Consider the following 16,129-nt stretch of genomic DNA (forward strand, 5'->3'; position numbering starts at 1 on the left):
CACGGGCGGGCCATCTGCACTGCCCGCAGGCCTCTGTGCCAGCAATGTTTTTTGGCGGATCTCTGCCCCAGCGCTCCTCTTCTGGGATCGGCTGCACCGGCCGAGAAAACGGATAAAAAAGCTACAAAAGCCTCGCCGGCCTGAGATGATGGTTTCTAGGCGCCCCGCGTGGCTGAGCCCCCCATTCTTCCGGCGCTTGTTTTGGCCGCCCCTCGCCCTAGAATAAGCTCCATGCAGGATAAACCCATGCCAGTCGCGCCCCCCGTTCTGGTCATTGCCGGCCTGACGGGATCCGGGAAAACTTTGGCCATCCAGCAGTTGGAACAACTGGGGTACACCGGCCTAGAAGGGATCCCGCCTGCCCAGGTGATCCCCTTGGTTGAGGCGATGCGGACCCATCACGCTGCTTTGGCCATCAGCTTGAATCTCCACGCCCAGGAGTACCGGGATCAAGTTCCCACCCTGGCTGCTTGGGTGCAATCGCAAGGGATCCCTTTCCTATTCTTGGAGGCCCGCTCCCCAGTGTTGCTCAACCGTCTCAGCGCCCACCGCCGTCCCCATCCCTACGGGGAAGCTGCCGGTTTGTGGGAGGCCATTGAGCAAGAGCGGCTGGCTCTGGCCCCGGTGCGGGAACGCTGCACCCACTGGTTGGATACCTCCGACCTCAATGCCCAGCAACTGCGGCAGCAATTGCAAGCTTTGGTGCAAGGGATCCCCCAGCCCCTCAACCTAAGGTTGGTCAGCTTCGGTTTCAAGTACGGCGTTCCCCCCGATGCCAACTTGCTATTTGATGTGCGCTTTTTGCCCAACCCCTTCTTTCAGCCCCATCTGCGCCGCCTTACCGGGCAGGATCCCCTGCTGCAGGAGTTCTTGTTTGCGGATCCCATCACACAATCCACCTACCAGCACATCTTGTCCCTGATCAAAGCGTTTTGGCCCCACTACCGCGCAGAGCGTCGCCCCCACCTGACTTTGGCTATCGGCTGTACCGGCGGTCAGCACCGCTCGGTGGCCCTGGTGGAGCGCCTGGCCCAGGATTTGCAGCCTTGGACTGTCCCTGCCGGCAACCACGTTCTTCCCGACCTGAATGTTCAGGTTCAGCATCGCCATCTGCTCGACTCTCAGCGGGAGCTGGAAGCCCGCTTTGGCCCGGCGCCCGGCGAAGCCGGCGTTGCCCAGCAACAGGTTAGGATCCCTTTGGCCGGCGTTCCTGCACCTTCCCATGGCTAAGCCCCTGCCCAGCAACAAGTCCCCTGTTTGGGGCATTCGTCGCCGCAAGGCTGCTTGGTCGGGAAGTGGCTGGAAATGGCTCTTTCCCGGTTTGGCTGTCAAACGCTGGCTGAGCCTGGCGGTTGGGGGCGTGCTGCTGATGGTGCTGGGCATTGCCATCTGGACGGAGTTGACCCCCATCTTTCGCCTGAAGCGGCTGATCGACATCACCCTGCGCCTGATCACCACTTGGATCCCGAACAACATCAGTGGCCCCCTGGTGACTGGGATCGGGCTGGTGATGGTGGTGCTGGGGTTTCGCAGCGCCATGCGCTCCATCGAGGATGTGCTGATCCCCGAGGGAGATGAAGCGCTGGTGGATAAGCTGTTGTCGCGGCGGCGTCTCAGCCGTGGTCCCCGCATTGTGGTACTGGGGGGCGGCACCGGCCTCTCCAACCTGCTGCGGGGTCTGAAGCGCTACAGCTCCAACATCACAGCCATTGTCACGGTGGCCGATGACGGGGGATCCTCAGGGCGTCTGCGGCGGGAGATCGGCGTTTTGCCCCCCGGCGATATCCGCAACTGCCTCACTGCTCTGGCCAACGAAGAAAAGCTGCTCACCGAGCTGTTTCAATATCGCTTCCAGTCGGGGGAAGGGTTGAGCGGCCACAGCTTCGGCAATTTGTTCATCACTGCCCTCACCGCGGTAACCGGCGGCGACTTGATTCGGGCCATCACTGCCACCTCGCAAGTCTTGGCCATTCAGGGGCGGGTGCTGCCGGCCACCCTGGCGGATGTTACCCTCTGGGCGGAGCTGAGCGATGGCCGCCGCGTGGTGGGAGAGTCCAACATTGCCAAAGCCGGAGGACGCATTTGCCGAATCGGCTGTGACCCCCCCAACCCTCCCGCCCTACCGGAAGTCATCGAGGCTATTGAGGCGGCAGAGTTTGTGGTGCTGGGGCCGGGTAGCCTCTACACCAGCATCATCCCTAACCTGTTGGTACCGGAAATTGTGGAAGCTCTGGCCAAAAATATGGCCCCCCACATCTACGTCTGCAACATCATGACCGAGCCGGGGGAAACCGACGGCTATACCGTTGGGGATCACGTCATGGCTCTGGATCGGGTGGCAGGAGTGCGCCTATTTGACGGCGTGCTGGTGCAGCGGGAGCCACCCTCCCCACGTGCTTTGGAGCATTACCGCCGCAGCGGTTCTGAGTTTGTGGTGTTGGATCCCGACAAACTGGCTTACCTGGGCTGCCGCGCCGTTTTGGCTAACGTCATGCAAGAGGATCCAGAGACTGGCTTAGTGCGCCACAACCCCGAACGCTTGGCTGCAATGCTGATGCGCTGGTTCGACAGACATCGCCCCCTCTAGCTTTGCCCAGGATGTCCTCTGCTGTTATTGCAGGCGGGAATAAGGGCGGGGATAGGGCTTGCGCATCTGTCGAGCCAGGTACACCTGAAAGGTTTGCGCCACCGCCCCTGCCCGCACCAGGGGAACCTCGGCCACAGGCTCGATTTGGGCAAAGTAGTCGCCATAGGTGGCTGGGATCCCTGCCCTCGGCTGGAACAGCTTGGAAGTGATGAGCAGCCCATCCTGCCCCAGCCAATCCTGCGGCTGCGACCAAAAGGCAAAGCCCCGCAAATCTGCATCCAGGCAGGTCAGAGGCTTGTCCGTCAGCGGAGCCAGGGCCATGGCGATCTGACCGCCCAAAAAATAGACATTGGTAAAAACGAACTCTGCCTCCTCAAGGGCTTGAGCCAGGTGGGGATCTGTCCGAAACCGCTGCCGCAACTGCTCAATTTCAATGAGCTGAGTAGAGGGATCCCTCTCCACCGGCCACAGCCCCATCCCTCCCGGCTCTTGCAGCAGGCCGTAGCGCACATGGGCCAGCCCCACCCCCACCACCAAACTCACCATCACTGCCGTCCCCACCAAGGTTCGCTTCGCTCCCGGCCACCGTTCCCAGAAGGATCCCAGCAGCAACGTCAGCACCCAAAACCCCGGCATGGGCCAGGTGGGCAAGATGGGCCGGTAGCCTCCCATCAAGGTAAAGGCCAACACCAGCGGTAATCCACAGGCCAGGATCAAAAGGTGCTTGAGCTCTTCATCCGTCAGCCGCATCCCGCGGAGAATCTGCAGGGCCACCCGACCCGTCCCTGCCAAACTCGCCCACCCCAAAGGGATCCCCAAGCTGGGGAACAGGTAAAAGATTTCAGAAAGGATCGTCAGCCCCAGCGCTTGCAGTTGATACCCTGCCTCCGGCACCGCCCGCCCCGCCTGAAAGCGAAAGGAGACCCAATCCTGCTGGGCGTTCCAGATCAGCACCGGGCTGAAGGCCAGCACAAAACCCAGCACCGCCAGCACCGTCCAGCCCGACCTCAAGGCACAGCGATGAACTGGGCTGAGCAGACAAAAGAGTACCAGGCCGAACCCCAAAGCCAAGCCGTGGTACTTCCCCAAGCAGGCCAGCCCCACCAAGAGACCTATGAGCGCTAGCCTAGGCCCTGGCCGATAGCGAGCCGCCCCATAGACTCCCAATTTCCCCTGCCCCAAAGGCACCGGGAAAAACTCCTGGCTGGCCACCCATAGGGTTGCTGCCGTAAAAAAGACCAGCGGACTATCCGGCAGGGTCAGCACCCCAAACCCAATCCAAAGGATGGGTGCGATGCTGATAGCCGCCAAGCTGATCAGTCCTGCCCGATCAGAGAAAAGGCGTGCTCCGGTGTAGTAAAGGAGTAGGGAAGAGCCAGAATAGAGCAGCAGGGATCCCAGTCGAATAGAAAAAGCCGACACCTGGCCGGTCAAGGCAGGCCCCAAGCCCGTTGTCCAGGCCACCAGCGGCGGATGGTCAAAATAGCTCCAATCCAGATGGCGGGTGTAGAGGTAGTAGTAGGCTTCGTCAAAGCCCGGCGGCAAAAGGGCAGCCACCAGGCCCCGCATGAACAAGCCCAACCCCAGGATTAGCCAAACCGCTCTAGGCAATGGAGGGAATCCCTTTTGGCAAATCGACAGATCTAACTTACCTTTAACACCCTCCGGGTCTACGTCCCTCTAGCAATCTGAGCAATCCGATTTTTTTGTCTCCAGCAAAATGACCGGACGCCCCAAAAGTTGACCTAGCTTCTCGGCCTCTGCCCGCGCCTCTGATTCACTGTCATCACAAAGCGCCAGGAAGAGGTTTTAAATCAAGCAAGTTAAAGGTTTGAGCTGTTGAATGTACGCAAGTGAGTTAGGTTTTTCATGTCTTCCCAGTTTCTTTTGAATGTGATTTAAAACTGTGGATCCAAGTGCGAAAAGTCTGAGGATTTGCCCGCACCTAATTCATGTTCTGAGGCATTAATTAAATTATCTCCAACACTTAAATTATCTCCAACACCTCTAAAATTTCTTGGGCTGCTTTTCGGGATCCCAAGGTCTTTCCCAGAAGCTGTGGGGTGGCATAACAGTGGGATGAGCGCCAAACTAGCGGTGGTGCTCATGTGAGGATTGCAATGGAAGGCAGACCTAGGGCTAGGGTAGGGCGGCCTGTGCCGAAATCTCTGGAGACAAGGCAAAATGGCCGGCAACTTGCCCAACGGCGCCGACGCAGAGGTTCTTGGATCCCTTCACCGCGAAGCTCTAGGCAGTGGGGAACAGCGCTGGGATGGCTCTTGGGGGAGCGGATCCCGACGGCCCGCCAGCTTGACTTTCGCGCCGGCATGACCGGACTGGCTTTGATCATCGCCGTATTTGTAACAGGAGCACGTCTGGTTTATTTGCAACATCAACAGGCACCCCTATTGCAGCAGCGAGCCGAAGCCCAGCAGCGAGCCCAGCTAAGACCTTTCATTCCTCGTCGCTCAATTGTGGATCGTCATTCTATTGCCAAGCAGCAGGCAGAATTGCTGGCCGTAGATCGCCCCGTCTATACTCTCTGGGCCCATCCCCGCCTCTTTGGCAAACGCACTCCAGAGGAAATGGCCACCGCTCTTGCTCCCCTGTTGCGGCGTCCAGTAGAGCAACTGGCGCAGCGGCTGTCGGTTAATCATGCGGTGCGGGTGGAGCGCTGGGTATCCCAGGAGGTGGCGGATCAAATTCAGGCTCTGCATCTGGATGGCCTGGAGCTGGTGAGCGAGCGGCAACGCGTTTACCCCCAAAAAGAGATGGCCGCTGAGGTGGTAGGCTATGTAGATCTGGATCATCAGGGCCAAGCAGGAGTCGAATATTCCCGACAAGAGCTGCTGGAGCGTACCGTTCAACCTGTTACTATTCCTCGCGATGGCTACGGACGACTGTTGGCTGCCGAGGTGCCGGAAGGGCTGCTGCAATCTGGCGAGACGGTGCTGCAACTTACCCTAGATATGCGCCTGCAAAGAGCTGCCCGCGCTGCCCTGAAAGTGCAACTGGAGCGGTTTCGAGCCCTGCGGGGCACGGTGATTGTCCTCCAGCCCCAGACAGGGGAAATCCTGGCGCTGGTGAGCGAGCCCACCTATGACCCCAACCGCTACTTCGAGTATGACCCCGGTCTTTTTCGCAACTGGGCCGTAACGGATTTGTATGAGCCGGGATCCACCTTCAAGCCCATCAACATTGCCATTGGGTTGGATGCTGGAGCCTTCAGGGCAGATGAGCGGGTCTATGACGAGGGTCGGATTCTCATCGGTCAGTGGCCCATTCAAAATTACGACTACCACCAGCGAGGGGCCCATGGCTGGATGAGCGTCACGGATATCCTGCGGCAATCCAGCAATGTGGGCATGGTACATCTAATGCGCAAGCTGGATCCCCGCCAGTACTACAATGCCTTGGTGCGGCTGGGGTTCAACGAGCGCAGTGGCGTGGATTTGCCCTTTGAGCCGGCCAGCCGTTTGAAACCGCTGCGACAGTTTGTTACGGTGCCGGTGGAGCGGGCCACTGTCGCTTTCGGCCAGGGGCTGGCCCTCACTCCTCTACAGTTGGCTGCCATGCATTGCATCATTGCCAACGGCGGACTGAAAGTGCAGCCCCATGTGGTGCGAGGCTTGGTGGAAAAGGATACGGATACTCTGGTTTGGGGATCCCCGCAGCCGCAGCCGGTGCGGGTACTATCCGAGCAAGCCACGCTGGCAGTGCGTATCCAAATGCGGGATGTGGTGGACTTTGGCACGGGGCAATCGGCCAAGATCGAGGGGTATGAGATCGCTGGCAAAACCGGCACTGCCCAGAAAGCCGGGCCACGGGGGGGCTATTTGCCCGGCAAGCGCATCACCAGTTTTGTGGGCTACTTCCCGGCCATTCGCCCCAATTACGTGATCTTGGCGGTGATCGACGAGCCCCAGGGGGAAGATGCCTTCGGCTCGACGACGGCTGCTCCCGTTGTTCGCTCGGTGATCCAGGAGATCATCGCCCTAGAGGGGATCCGCCCCAACTCTACTTAGCGCAGCCATAGGAACAAGGGGCGAAGGTGGATGCCAAAGGGGGCCCAGACAGTGAGGAAATGAGCGAAATGCCCATACCTCCGGATTGGCTCTTCCTGGAAAAAGCCATACTCAAGACTGGCCACCCACAGAGTCCGACTTAACCTCTGCACTCCTCCAGCTCAGCTTGGAGTTGAGGTAGAAGTTCCAGAATACAACAATACCGATGGCAATTAAGTTGGCCAACAAATAATGAATGCCCAAGCGCTCGCTCAGCAAGGTCACCAGTGAAGTGTTGAGAACCAAGCCAATTAAGCAGATAACGTTAAACTTCGCCAACCGCTGCAGGCGATTCCAGGGCCCCGGCTGCAAGCGGGTCACATGGCGAAAAGTCCACAGGTCGTTCCAGAGGAAGTTATTGAGAATGGCCACCTCCGAAGCAACCAGCTTACTGGTTATGAGATCCCATCCTAAGTTGGTGGGATCGTGCAAAACATAGAGCAAAGCCATGTCCACCAAGGTGCCCGACAGGCCAACCGTGCTGAAGCGCAAAAAGGATCCCACCTGCCCTAGCGAAAAGCGCAGCACCATCAGGTGGTGGAGATATTGGAGACAAGTTTGCAGTTGGATTTTGCTCTCCCCGTTTTGGCGCTCCTGAAAGATGTAGCCGACTTCAGCAATGGTTTTCACCCGGCCCCGCGCCAGCACCTCGATCAGCAGCTTGTAACCCTTGGGGTTGAGCGGGATCCCGGCAATGGCTTGGCGTCTGACCAGAAACAGTCCGCTCAACGGATCGGAAACACGGCTGAAGATCCCTGGCAGCAGAGCCAACCCGATCCATTGGGCCCCGCGGGAGACAATGCGCCGGCCCAGGCTCCAGTGGCTCACCCCTCCCGATGGTGCATAGCGGCTGCCCACCACCAAATCTGCCCCTTTCTGGATGAGCGGCCACAATTTGAGGACAATCTCCGGCGGATGCTGCAAATCCCCATCCATAACCCCCAACACCTCGCCGCGGGCAGCTTGCCATCCCCGCAGCACGGCAGTGGCCAGGCCTCGTTCGTGGTGGCGACAAATGACTTGCAGTTGAGGGAATTCTTTTTGCAATCCTTGGGCCACTTTGGCAGTGTAATCGGGGCTATTGTCATCCACCACAATCAACTCATAGCTTCCAGGCAGAATCGTGTCTAGGTGGGCACACAACTGCCGGATCAGGCTGCAGATACTGGAGGCTTCGTTGTAGGTGGGAATGACCAGCGACAGTTGGACAGGGCTGGACTGAGACAGAGGTGGAATCTGAAAAGGAGCTGCAGAAGCTTTGGGATCGGCAGAGGAAGTAGGAGCTCCATGAAGCATTCAGCAGGCCATCCAAAAACAATAAAACAAAAATCCTCCGCCTAGGGCTGCAAATCCTAGGACTGCCTTGGTTCATACTGGGTCCACAGAACGATCCCCTATCGTACTGATCGATGAGCCGCAGGGCTAGACCTTTCTCTACCTACCCAGCTTCTTCGGGAAGAGGTTACTTGGCTAAGGGGATCCCGTGGAGTGGCTCATCAACACCGGGATCTGGGCCTGAGCAGAAGGAGTCTCAGGCAGCGAGGGGGCAGGGGTGAAACTGGGATAAGGAATGCGCTCGTGGTTGGATTCCCGCCAGACCTCCACAAAAGCGTCCGCCACCACCTCCAAATCCTCCAGCGTCAGCCCACTGTCAACCAACTGGCCATCTTGCCAGCGGGCCTGGGCAATTTTGCGGACAACAGCCTTTGCCCGCTCGACCACATCGGGGCCGAAGCCATCGCTCAAGGTCATACTGCGCAGGGCGGCTTCACAGGCATCGGCCATCATCACCACCCCCGTCTCCTTGCTCTGGGGGATCGGGCCATCGTAGCGGAACGGCTCTTCGGGTACGGGCTGACCCCCGGCTTTCATCTGGGCTTGATGGTAGAAATAGGCAATCAGGATCGTCCCCTGGTGCTCAGGGATAAACGCCTGGACGGCGGTAGGCAGATTATATTGCTTGGCCAGGCGCAAGCCATCGCTGACGTGGGCCTTGATAATCTGAGCACTGCGATAGGGATCGTCCAGTTGGGTGTGGGGGTTGAGGCTGCCCATCTGGTTCTCGATGAAGTAGCGGGCCTGCAGCATCTTGCCGATGTCGTGGTAAAGAGTGCCGGTGCGCACCAGCTCCACGTTGAGGTTCAGCTTCTGGGCAGCCCGTTCTGCCAAAGTGGCCACAAGCAGAGTGTGCTGGAAGGTGCCGGGGGCCTCTGCAGCCAGCCGCCGCAGCAGCGTGCGATTGGGATTGCTCAACTCGATCAGACGAATGGGGGTGGCTAAGTCAAATAGGCGCTCCAGGTAGGGGCTGGCTCCCAGGGCAACAATGCTCCATCCCAAGCTGGTTCCCCCTGCCAAAGCCATGGCCAACAGGTCGATGCCACCGGTGGTGGCCAAGCTAACCGCCCCGTAGGCCAGCATCTGCACCGCTGCCGCTCCTCCTCCCAACAAGGCCAGCTCTTCGCGGGAACGGGAACGCCCGGCCAGGGCAGAGGCCACCACGCTGCCGGAGAGCAAGGGTACAAGGGTGAGCAGGTTGACAGGGGAGACCAAGGGCAAAAACAGCGCCTGGCCTACCACCACCACCAAGCCCAGCCCTGCCCCGTAAAAACTGCCCAGCAACAGCCCCACTGCCGGCAGGGAGCTGAACTCCAGCTTGAACAAGGCCGCCAAAAGGGGAGCGGTCAGGGAAACTATGAGGATCAACACCCGATCCCGGCGGCGCAATCCCGGCCTCAAGCGTTGTTGCAGAGGCACAAAGACAGCCAGGCCCATGCCCATCACTCCGGCCACTCCCACCAAGCCCCAGATGTTGATCCCGCGCTGGGTAAGCCCAAAGTGATCCAAGATGAGAAAAATTTCGGGAGTGATGACCTGATCTGCTCGCACGATCACCTGGTTCTCGGCAACCGAGATCAGAACCGGCTCTACTTTTTCCAGCTCGGCGCGAATGCGCTGCTCGGTGCGCTGGGGATCCACCTCCACATTGGGAATGAGCACCTGCTGCAGCCACTGATAGACCAGCCCTTGCAACTCCTGTCGTTGGGCAGCATTGCCCGGAAACATCAAATCGTCCAGTTGGGCTTGGATCCCTTCGGCGCGAACTTCGCGGGGCAGGCCATCCACGATCCCTATCTTCTGCAGACGCTCCAAGACCCGCCGACTCAAGGTTTGCAAATGCTGCCAATCCGCATCTGCCAAATTGAGAACGGTGGCCGGGACAGGGGGGGTGAGCTGCTCCAGAGCCGGCAAAGCCGCTTGATAGCGCCGTTGCGCCGCTTCCACCTGGGCAATCAACTGGGTATAGGGATCCGTCGCCGCCATCTGGGTGGCCGATCCGTCCAACCAGACCCGCTGCCAAACCTCGACAAGCTCTTGCTTGGCCCGCTGCTCCGGAGGAAGCTGCTCCGGTCGCCCCGAAGAAGGCTCTTCCAAAGGAGATGGGGTGGCTCCGCGGATGGCCTCTTGTCGGGCGCGAGCCTGAAGGAGTTCCCACTCCTCTGGGGAAAGCTGGCGCAGATAGATCTGCGTTGGCAGAGACAGCAACTGGACAGAAACATAGGGCAGAGAACCTGCCTCTTGGCGGATGGCCTCCACCTCAGCCAGGAGAGCCTCCAGATTTTGCCGCATGCTGTCGTTGGCGGTGCTGTTGATTTTAAGGGCCTGCGCCACCCGCCGCCGCGCCTCAGCTTGTCGGGCCTGGGTAGCCTCCACATCTTCGATCTCCGCCGCAGCAGGGGCGAGAAACGTCTGCGGGGAGCGGCTGCCGACGGTCAGTTGTGGTTCGTTGTAGTAGCGGATCCCGTGGACGGCAGTGAGGGAGAGAAGCGCGAGGGCATAGCCGGCAATCCGCTCCGAAAGGGAGAGCCTGCTCTTTCGAGGGGGGGCTGCCTGGCATCCCCGAGTCCAGTGTTCCGCGTTCGCGTCGGCAGCGCGAAGGGCTTTGGGCGTGAGCGGGTTTTTCATGGATTGGCCTGGCAGCGTCTTTCTCTTTTCTATCCCCTTTTGGCCGGGTAGCCCAGGAAGAGGATCTCAATCGCCGATGGTAATCTGCCCCACCATACCTGCTTCTGCATGGCCGGGAATGGTGCAAACCAAAGCGTAGACTCCAGATTTCAGAGGAATAAATTGCCACTCCACCGAAGCGCCTGGCTTCAGTTCCAATTCTCGGATCTGGCCCTTAATTTCCACGCCGGCCACTTCCAACTTACGGGTCCAAACGGCATCGGCAAAATCTTTGGCGCTGAAATAGTGCTTCAGTTGGCTGGGGTTGCTCAGGCGAAGACGGTAGAGGCTGCCGTTGCGAAAAGACAGTTCCTTGGGCACAAACACCAACTGATTGTCGGCAGTACCCAACTCAATAACCTTCTCCTGCGGCGTTTGTCTGGAGAGATCCCGCGCCCATACCGGATGCGGGATCCCAATCATGAGAACCGATAGCCAAATTCCCAACACCAGGAAACGACAGAACCTGCTTAACATGGCAACACCATGGAATCAAAAACTCTCTCCCGCTGAGGGGAGTAGCTTGGAAACTCAAGATAGCAGCTCGAGCGGTGGGTGGAGAGATTTTGCCGCTGCGGCTGTCTAGCCCTCTACATCCGTGTAGAGCCGCACAGTTAGGGCTTCCCCTCCGTCTTCGGGTATTTCGCCCCTCATTTCAAGGGCTACCGCAGCGGCGTAGCCACCGGCAACCCGAAGGGGTAGGGTTACCCAGCAAGAGTCCCCGTCCAAAGCTCTGGAGCCGGCCAGACCCCTGCCTGTTCCCTTCAGGAGCGCCTCCTTTTGTGTCCACATTTGAAAGAAAAGGGCATCCCGCTCTGGAGCTGGACAGCTGGCCAAACGGCCCTGCTCAGCAGCCGAAAAATAGCGTTGGGCGATGCGCTGCCAGCGGAGCACAGGTCGAACCCATTCCAGATCCACTCCAATGCGGTATTGCCATCTCAGGCCGATCAGGACGCGCTCGTGGGAGTGGCTGAGGTTAAACTGCAGCGGCAGGGGTGGATCCCGCCAGTAGGGTTTGCCGGTAGAACTGTGGTCGAGGGGGATCCCCTGGGGCGGAATGCCGCTGTAGCGGCTAAGCAAGCTCCGCAACCCAAGACGACCGGCCAGAAAGCGGCGCCGATCTGCCGGCAGTTGTAAACGCTCTGCCCGCCGACATTCTTCAGGGGAAAGAAGGCCGAGCTGGGGGAGCAACTTCTCCAACGGGGGGACTGTCTGCAGCCAAAGATGCACCTCTGACTTTCCCGACAACGGCTGCAGGGATCCCCCTGTGGCGACTGCTACCTCGCTGAAGTTGGATCCAGACAACTCTGAAAACTGAGGATAGGGTAACATGGCCTTGAATTGGTGGGGTTGGCAACACCACCCAGACAGTACACCCTTTCCTGTACGCGCTCGCGAGACCTGGTCTGACCTGATGCCCTCCTTCCACTATCCCCCCCGTCCTGACCGTGTCCGCGCAGCTCGTCAGCAGGCTATTCGTCAGGGGATCCTCTGGCTGTTGTTGGGGTTCACGGCTGTGTTGGCGGGTTCTGCCGGTGCCCTCCTGGCCGTGATGTTGCCCCGTCAGGTGATCCCAACTTCCCTCACACCTGCAGAACAAGAAGCCTTCCGTCCCGATGCCTTACGGGCTGCGGCTCTGGATCGCTCGTTGCATATCCTCATTCTCGGCACAGACAACCCGGATCCCACCCTGCCCTTGCCCACAGAGCGAGATCGCTTCCACACCCGCAGCGACACCATTCTCTTGGCCCGCTTTGATCCCCAGGCGCGGCGGATTACCGTTTTGTCCATCCCCCGCGACACTCGTGTGCGCTTGCCTGGCTTTGGTGTGGCCAAGATCAATGCTGCCAACTTGGCAGGGGGCCCGGCGCTGGCGGCCCAGGTGGTCAGCCACTTGATGGGTGGGATCCCGATTGACCGCTACATTCGCCTCAATACCGACGCTCTGGAAGAGCTGATCGATGCGGTGGGCGGCGTGGAAATCTACGTGCCGGAACCGATGCAATACGTGGATCACACCCAGCAGTTGTTCATCCACCTGGAACCCGGCTGGCAACGCCTCAACGGGGAACAAGCCCACCACTTTGCCCGCTTTCGCCGCGATCACCTGGGATTGGGGGATATCGGTCGGGTGCAACGGCAACAGGAATTGCTGCGGGCCCTGAGCCGGGAACTGCTCTCCCCTGCTGTCTGGCCGCGGATCCCAAAGATTTTGCAGGTCGTCCGCACCAACCTCGATACCAACCTCACCTGGGAAGAGGTTCTGAGCTTGGCCAAGTTTGTCCTCACCTCTGGGGGCGATCGCATCGACCTGGTGCTGCTGCCGGGCCGCTTCAGTCAGCCGGGAGAATTCTCCACCAGCTACTGGCTGCCGGATCCAGCCGGGATCCGACGGGTGGCCGTCTCCCACTTTGGCCTGGAGGCAGAGGTAGCCCGCATTCCTCCACACCGCCTGCGCATAGCCGTGCAAAACGCGACCGGAGAGCCGGGGATGGCCCGCCGTATGGTGCAAGAATTGGTGAGACAAGGATACGTCCATGCTTTTGCCGTGGAAGACAGCACCCAGGTGCTGCAGCAAACGGAGATCCTCGCCCAGAGCGGGGATCGGGAGGGGGCTAAACAGATCCGCGCCGCCATTGGCCTGGGAGAAGTGCGGGTAGAATCTACTGGCGTTCTCAACTCCGATGTCACCATTCGAGTCGGCCAAGATTGGGCTCAACAGTTGGCTTTGGATGAAGCACTCCGCGCCGCTGACGCCAACGGCCAAACCCAAGCTCCGCCCGGAGCAGCTCAGCTCTAGAGAGCCGGTTCGGTTGCGAGTGCGGATTTCCGAAAAAGAGCCTGCTTGTCGGGGACTTTTCGGTCTCTGTAGATTAGCACTGAGCTTGTTTGAGTGCTGAGCCACCTATGACCGTGCTGGAACAGGGATCCATCACCATCCACACCGAGAACATCTTTCCCATCATCAAGCAGTCTCTCTACTCGGATCGAGAGATCTTCTTGCGGGAGCTGATCTCCAATGCTGCTGATGCCATCACCAAGCTGAAGATGGCCAGCCTTGCCGGCGAAGTGGCAGATCTCCCAGAGCCGGAGATTACGATTGCCCTCAACAAGGAGGCCAAGACCTTAGCGGTGGCCGATAACGGCATCGGCATGACTGCCGAGGAAGTGAAAAAATATATCAACCAGGTGGCTTTTTCCAGCGCTGAAGAGTTCATTCAAAAGTACAAGGGCAAAGACGCAGAGCAAGCAATCATTGGCCACTTTGGTCTAGGATTCTACTCCTCTTTTATGGTGTCGCAGCGGGTGGAGATCGACACCCTCTCCTATCGGCCCGGCAGCACGCCGGTGAAGTGGGCTTGTGACGGCACCACTACTTTTACCCTCTCCGATTCTGAGCGCTCCAGCATCGGCACCACCGTTACCCTTCACATCACCCCCGAAAACGAAGAATACCTGGAGCCAAGCCGCATTCGGGAATTGGTTCGTAAATACTGCGATTTCATCCCCGTTCCCATCAAGTTAAACGGGGAAGTGATCAACAAGCAAAAGCCCCTGTGGAGAACCTCACCTTCCGAACTCAAAGATGAGGATTACCTAGAGTTTTATCGCTACCTCTATCCCTTTCAAGAGGATCCCCATTTCTGGGTGCACATCAACACCGACTATCCCTTCATCGTGCAAGGGATCCTCTATTTTCCCAAGTTGCGCCCGGATATTGATCCCACCAAGGGTCAAGTCAAGCTGTTCTGCAATCAAGTCTTTGTCCAAGATAACTGTGAGGAAGTCATCCCCAAGTTTCTCCTGCCTCTGCGGGGGGCCATCGACAGCCCGGATATTCCTCTCAACGTCTCCCGCAGCTTCTTACAAAATGACCGCACCGTAAGACGCATTGGGGATCACGTTGCCAAAAAGGTGGCGGATCGTCTCAATGAACTGTACAGGGAAGATTACGAAAAATACGTCAAGGTCTGGCCCGACATCAGCCTCTTTATGAAGTTTGGGGCGATGAACAACGACAAGTTCTTTGCCCAGATTAAGGATATTCTCATTTTCCGAGTGGCCGGATCCCCTGCTGACAAACCCGAATATGTGACCCTGAAAGCGTACCTGGAGCGCACCCGCGACAAGCAAAACAAGCGAGTTTACTACGCCACCGATGAGGCTGCCCAGAGTGCCTACATCGATCTCCACCGCTCTCAAGGACTGGAAGTGATCATGCTGGATAGCTGGATCGACAGCCACTTCAGCAGCTTTTTGGAGCGGGAATACAAAGAAGAAGGGATCCAATTTAAGCGGGTGGACTCTGAGCTGGACGAAACGCTGGTAGATAAAGACAAAGCCGCCGAAATTGTTGACCCGGTCACGCAAAAAACCCGCAGCCAAAAGTTGGTCGATCTCTTTCGGCAGGCCCTGGGCAAAGACAAGTTGCAGATCAAAGCAGAAGCTCTTAAATCAGAGTCGGTTCCGGCCATGATCTTGCTACCGGAGACGCTGCGGCGCCTGCAGGAGCTCAACGCCGTCATCCAGCAAAAGCCGCTGGAGTTTCTGGAAGAGCACACCCTGGTTCTGAACACGGCCCATCCCCTTATCCAAAACCTGCAGTCTCTTGCCGATCAGGGTCGGGATCCCGACTTGGTTCACCTCATCTGCAATCACATCTACGATCTGGCTTTGATTACCCAGAAAAGCTTTGATCCAGCAGCCGCGCGGGCCTTTGTGCAGCGTTCCAACGAAGTGCTGACTCGGCTCACCCGCCCTCAATAGGCAGCGCTGTCCAGGGTAGACTGCAGGGCTTCCGCTCCACCGGGCAGAGACGGACGGGATCCGGCCCCGTTGCCGCTGTGGCCGTAGCTGCCTTGGAGCACGGGGGCAACTTGGCGCATCAGCGTCGCCATCTCCAGGGCACTCATGGCGTATTCCCAACCTTTGTTGCTCTTGACCCCGGCCCGCTCCAGAGCCTGCTGCAGGGTATCGGCGGTGAGGATCCCGAAAATAACCGGCACTCCGGTACGAAATCCTGCCGCCGCAATGCCCTTGGAGACCTCCGCTGCCACATAGTCGAAGTGGGGAGTTTGCCCGCGAATCACTGCCCCCAGACAGATGATGGCATCATAACGGCGAGATTGGGCCAGTTGGTGGGCCAGCAAAGGCACCTCAAAACTGCCCGGCACCCAGTAGTAGTCCACTTGCTTGCTCTCCGGGCCGACATCCACACCATGCCGCTTCAGCGCGTCCTGGCACCCTTCTAACAATTTGCCGGTGATTAGGTCGTTAAACCGACCGATGACAATGGCCAGACGCAGATCCTCCGTCTGAACAAAATTGCCCTCGTAAACTGCCATCTGCGCTGCTCCAGACCTACCCAAGAGAAGAACAAGCGGGCCGACACGGCAAAACCACGCTTTCCCATCCTAATTCAGTAAACTACCCGACCCTGACTGCTTCGCAGTACAGGGCGGGCTTAAGGCCTCCG

Annotated in this window: 12 protein-coding genes; 6 read left to right on the forward strand and 6 right to left on the reverse strand. The window is 58.8% G+C overall.

The window, feature by feature from the left end; translation table 11 throughout:
* The first annotated feature begins 12 nt into the window (after window positions 1–12).
* From NW829_RS06770 to NW829_RS06780, 3 genes are all read left to right on the forward strand, one after another.
* Window positions 13–144, forward strand: a complete 132-nt coding sequence (locus NW829_RS06770; RefSeq protein ID WP_414416734.1) for a hypothetical protein — start codon at window positions 13–15, stop codon at window positions 142–144.
* Window positions 145–246: 102 nt separating this feature from the next.
* On the forward strand, window positions 247–1,230 hold the full coding sequence (gene rapZ, locus NW829_RS06775; protein ID WP_414416726.1) for an RNase adapter RapZ: 984 nt from the start codon (window positions 247–249) through the stop codon (window positions 1,228–1,230).
* Window positions 1,223–2,587, forward strand: coding sequence for a gluconeogenesis factor YvcK family protein (locus NW829_RS06780; protein ID WP_414356608.1), 1,365 nt, complete (start codon window positions 1,223–1,225; stop codon window positions 2,585–2,587). The genes rapZ and NW829_RS06780 overlap by 8 nt, the downstream gene beginning before the upstream one ends.
* A gap of 24 nt (window positions 2,588–2,611) precedes the next feature.
* Here NW829_RS06780 and NW829_RS06785 read toward each other — a convergent pair whose 3' ends face one another.
* Window positions 2,612–4,198, reverse strand: a complete 1,587-nt coding sequence (locus NW829_RS06785) for an ArnT family glycosyltransferase (protein ID WP_414416727.1) — start codon at window positions 4,196–4,198, stop codon at window positions 2,612–2,614.
* Window positions 4,199–4,866: 668 nt separating this feature from the next.
* On the opposite strand from NW829_RS06785, the gene NW829_RS06790 reads away from it, so the two are divergent.
* A complete protein-coding gene (locus NW829_RS06790; RefSeq protein ID WP_414416728.1) occupies window positions 4,867–6,612 on the forward strand; it encodes a peptidoglycan D,D-transpeptidase FtsI family protein in 1,746 nt (581 codons plus the stop codon).
* A 111-nt stretch (window positions 6,613–6,723) separates the two neighbouring features.
* Here the strand turns inward: NW829_RS06790 and NW829_RS06795 are convergent, their stop codons facing one another.
* The 4 genes from NW829_RS06795 to NW829_RS06810 form a co-directional block, all read right to left on the reverse strand.
* Window positions 6,724–7,947, reverse strand: coding sequence for a glycosyltransferase (locus tag NW829_RS06795; RefSeq protein WP_414416729.1), 1,224 nt, complete (start codon window positions 7,945–7,947; stop codon window positions 6,724–6,726).
* Window positions 7,948–8,121: 174 nt separating this feature from the next.
* Entirely contained in the window at window positions 8,122–10,614 is a 2,493-nt protein-coding gene (locus tag NW829_RS06800; protein WP_414416730.1) for an HD family phosphohydrolase, read from the reverse strand.
* Between the two features lie 66 nt (window positions 10,615–10,680).
* Window positions 10,681–11,130 carry a plastocyanin/azurin family copper-binding protein gene (locus NW829_RS06805; RefSeq protein WP_414416731.1) on the reverse strand — a complete coding sequence of 150 codons (450 nt, stop codon included), beginning with the start codon at window positions 11,128–11,130 and terminating at the stop codon, window positions 10,681–10,683.
* Between the two features lie 105 nt (window positions 11,131–11,235).
* Window positions 11,236–11,985, reverse strand: coding sequence for a 4'-phosphopantetheinyl transferase family protein (locus NW829_RS06810; RefSeq protein ID WP_414344630.1), 750 nt, complete (start codon window positions 11,983–11,985; stop codon window positions 11,236–11,238).
* Between NW829_RS06810 and NW829_RS06815 the strand changes: the two genes are divergently transcribed.
* Entirely contained in the window at window positions 11,984–13,453 is a 1,470-nt protein-coding gene (locus NW829_RS06815) for an LCP family protein (RefSeq protein ID WP_414416732.1), read from the forward strand. The genes NW829_RS06810 and NW829_RS06815 overlap by 2 nt on opposite strands.
* 107 nt (window positions 13,454–13,560) lie before the next feature.
* Window positions 13,561–15,420 (forward strand): molecular chaperone HtpG, encoded by a 1,860-nt coding sequence (gene htpG / locus NW829_RS06820; RefSeq protein WP_414416733.1) that lies wholly within the window; start codon window positions 13,561–13,563, stop codon window positions 15,418–15,420.
* Here htpG and ribH read toward each other — a convergent pair.
* Window positions 15,414–15,998 carry a 6,7-dimethyl-8-ribityllumazine synthase gene (gene ribH / locus NW829_RS06825; protein ID WP_011432636.1) on the reverse strand — a complete coding sequence of 195 codons (585 nt, stop codon included), beginning with the start codon at window positions 15,996–15,998 and terminating at the stop codon, window positions 15,414–15,416. The genes htpG and ribH overlap by 7 nt on opposite strands.
* Window positions 15,999–16,129 lie beyond the last annotated feature (131 nt).

This window comes from Synechococcus sp. R55.8 (assembly GCF_047461895.1).
Lineage (GTDB): Bacteria > Cyanobacteriota > Cyanobacteriia > Thermostichales > Thermostichaceae > Thermostichus.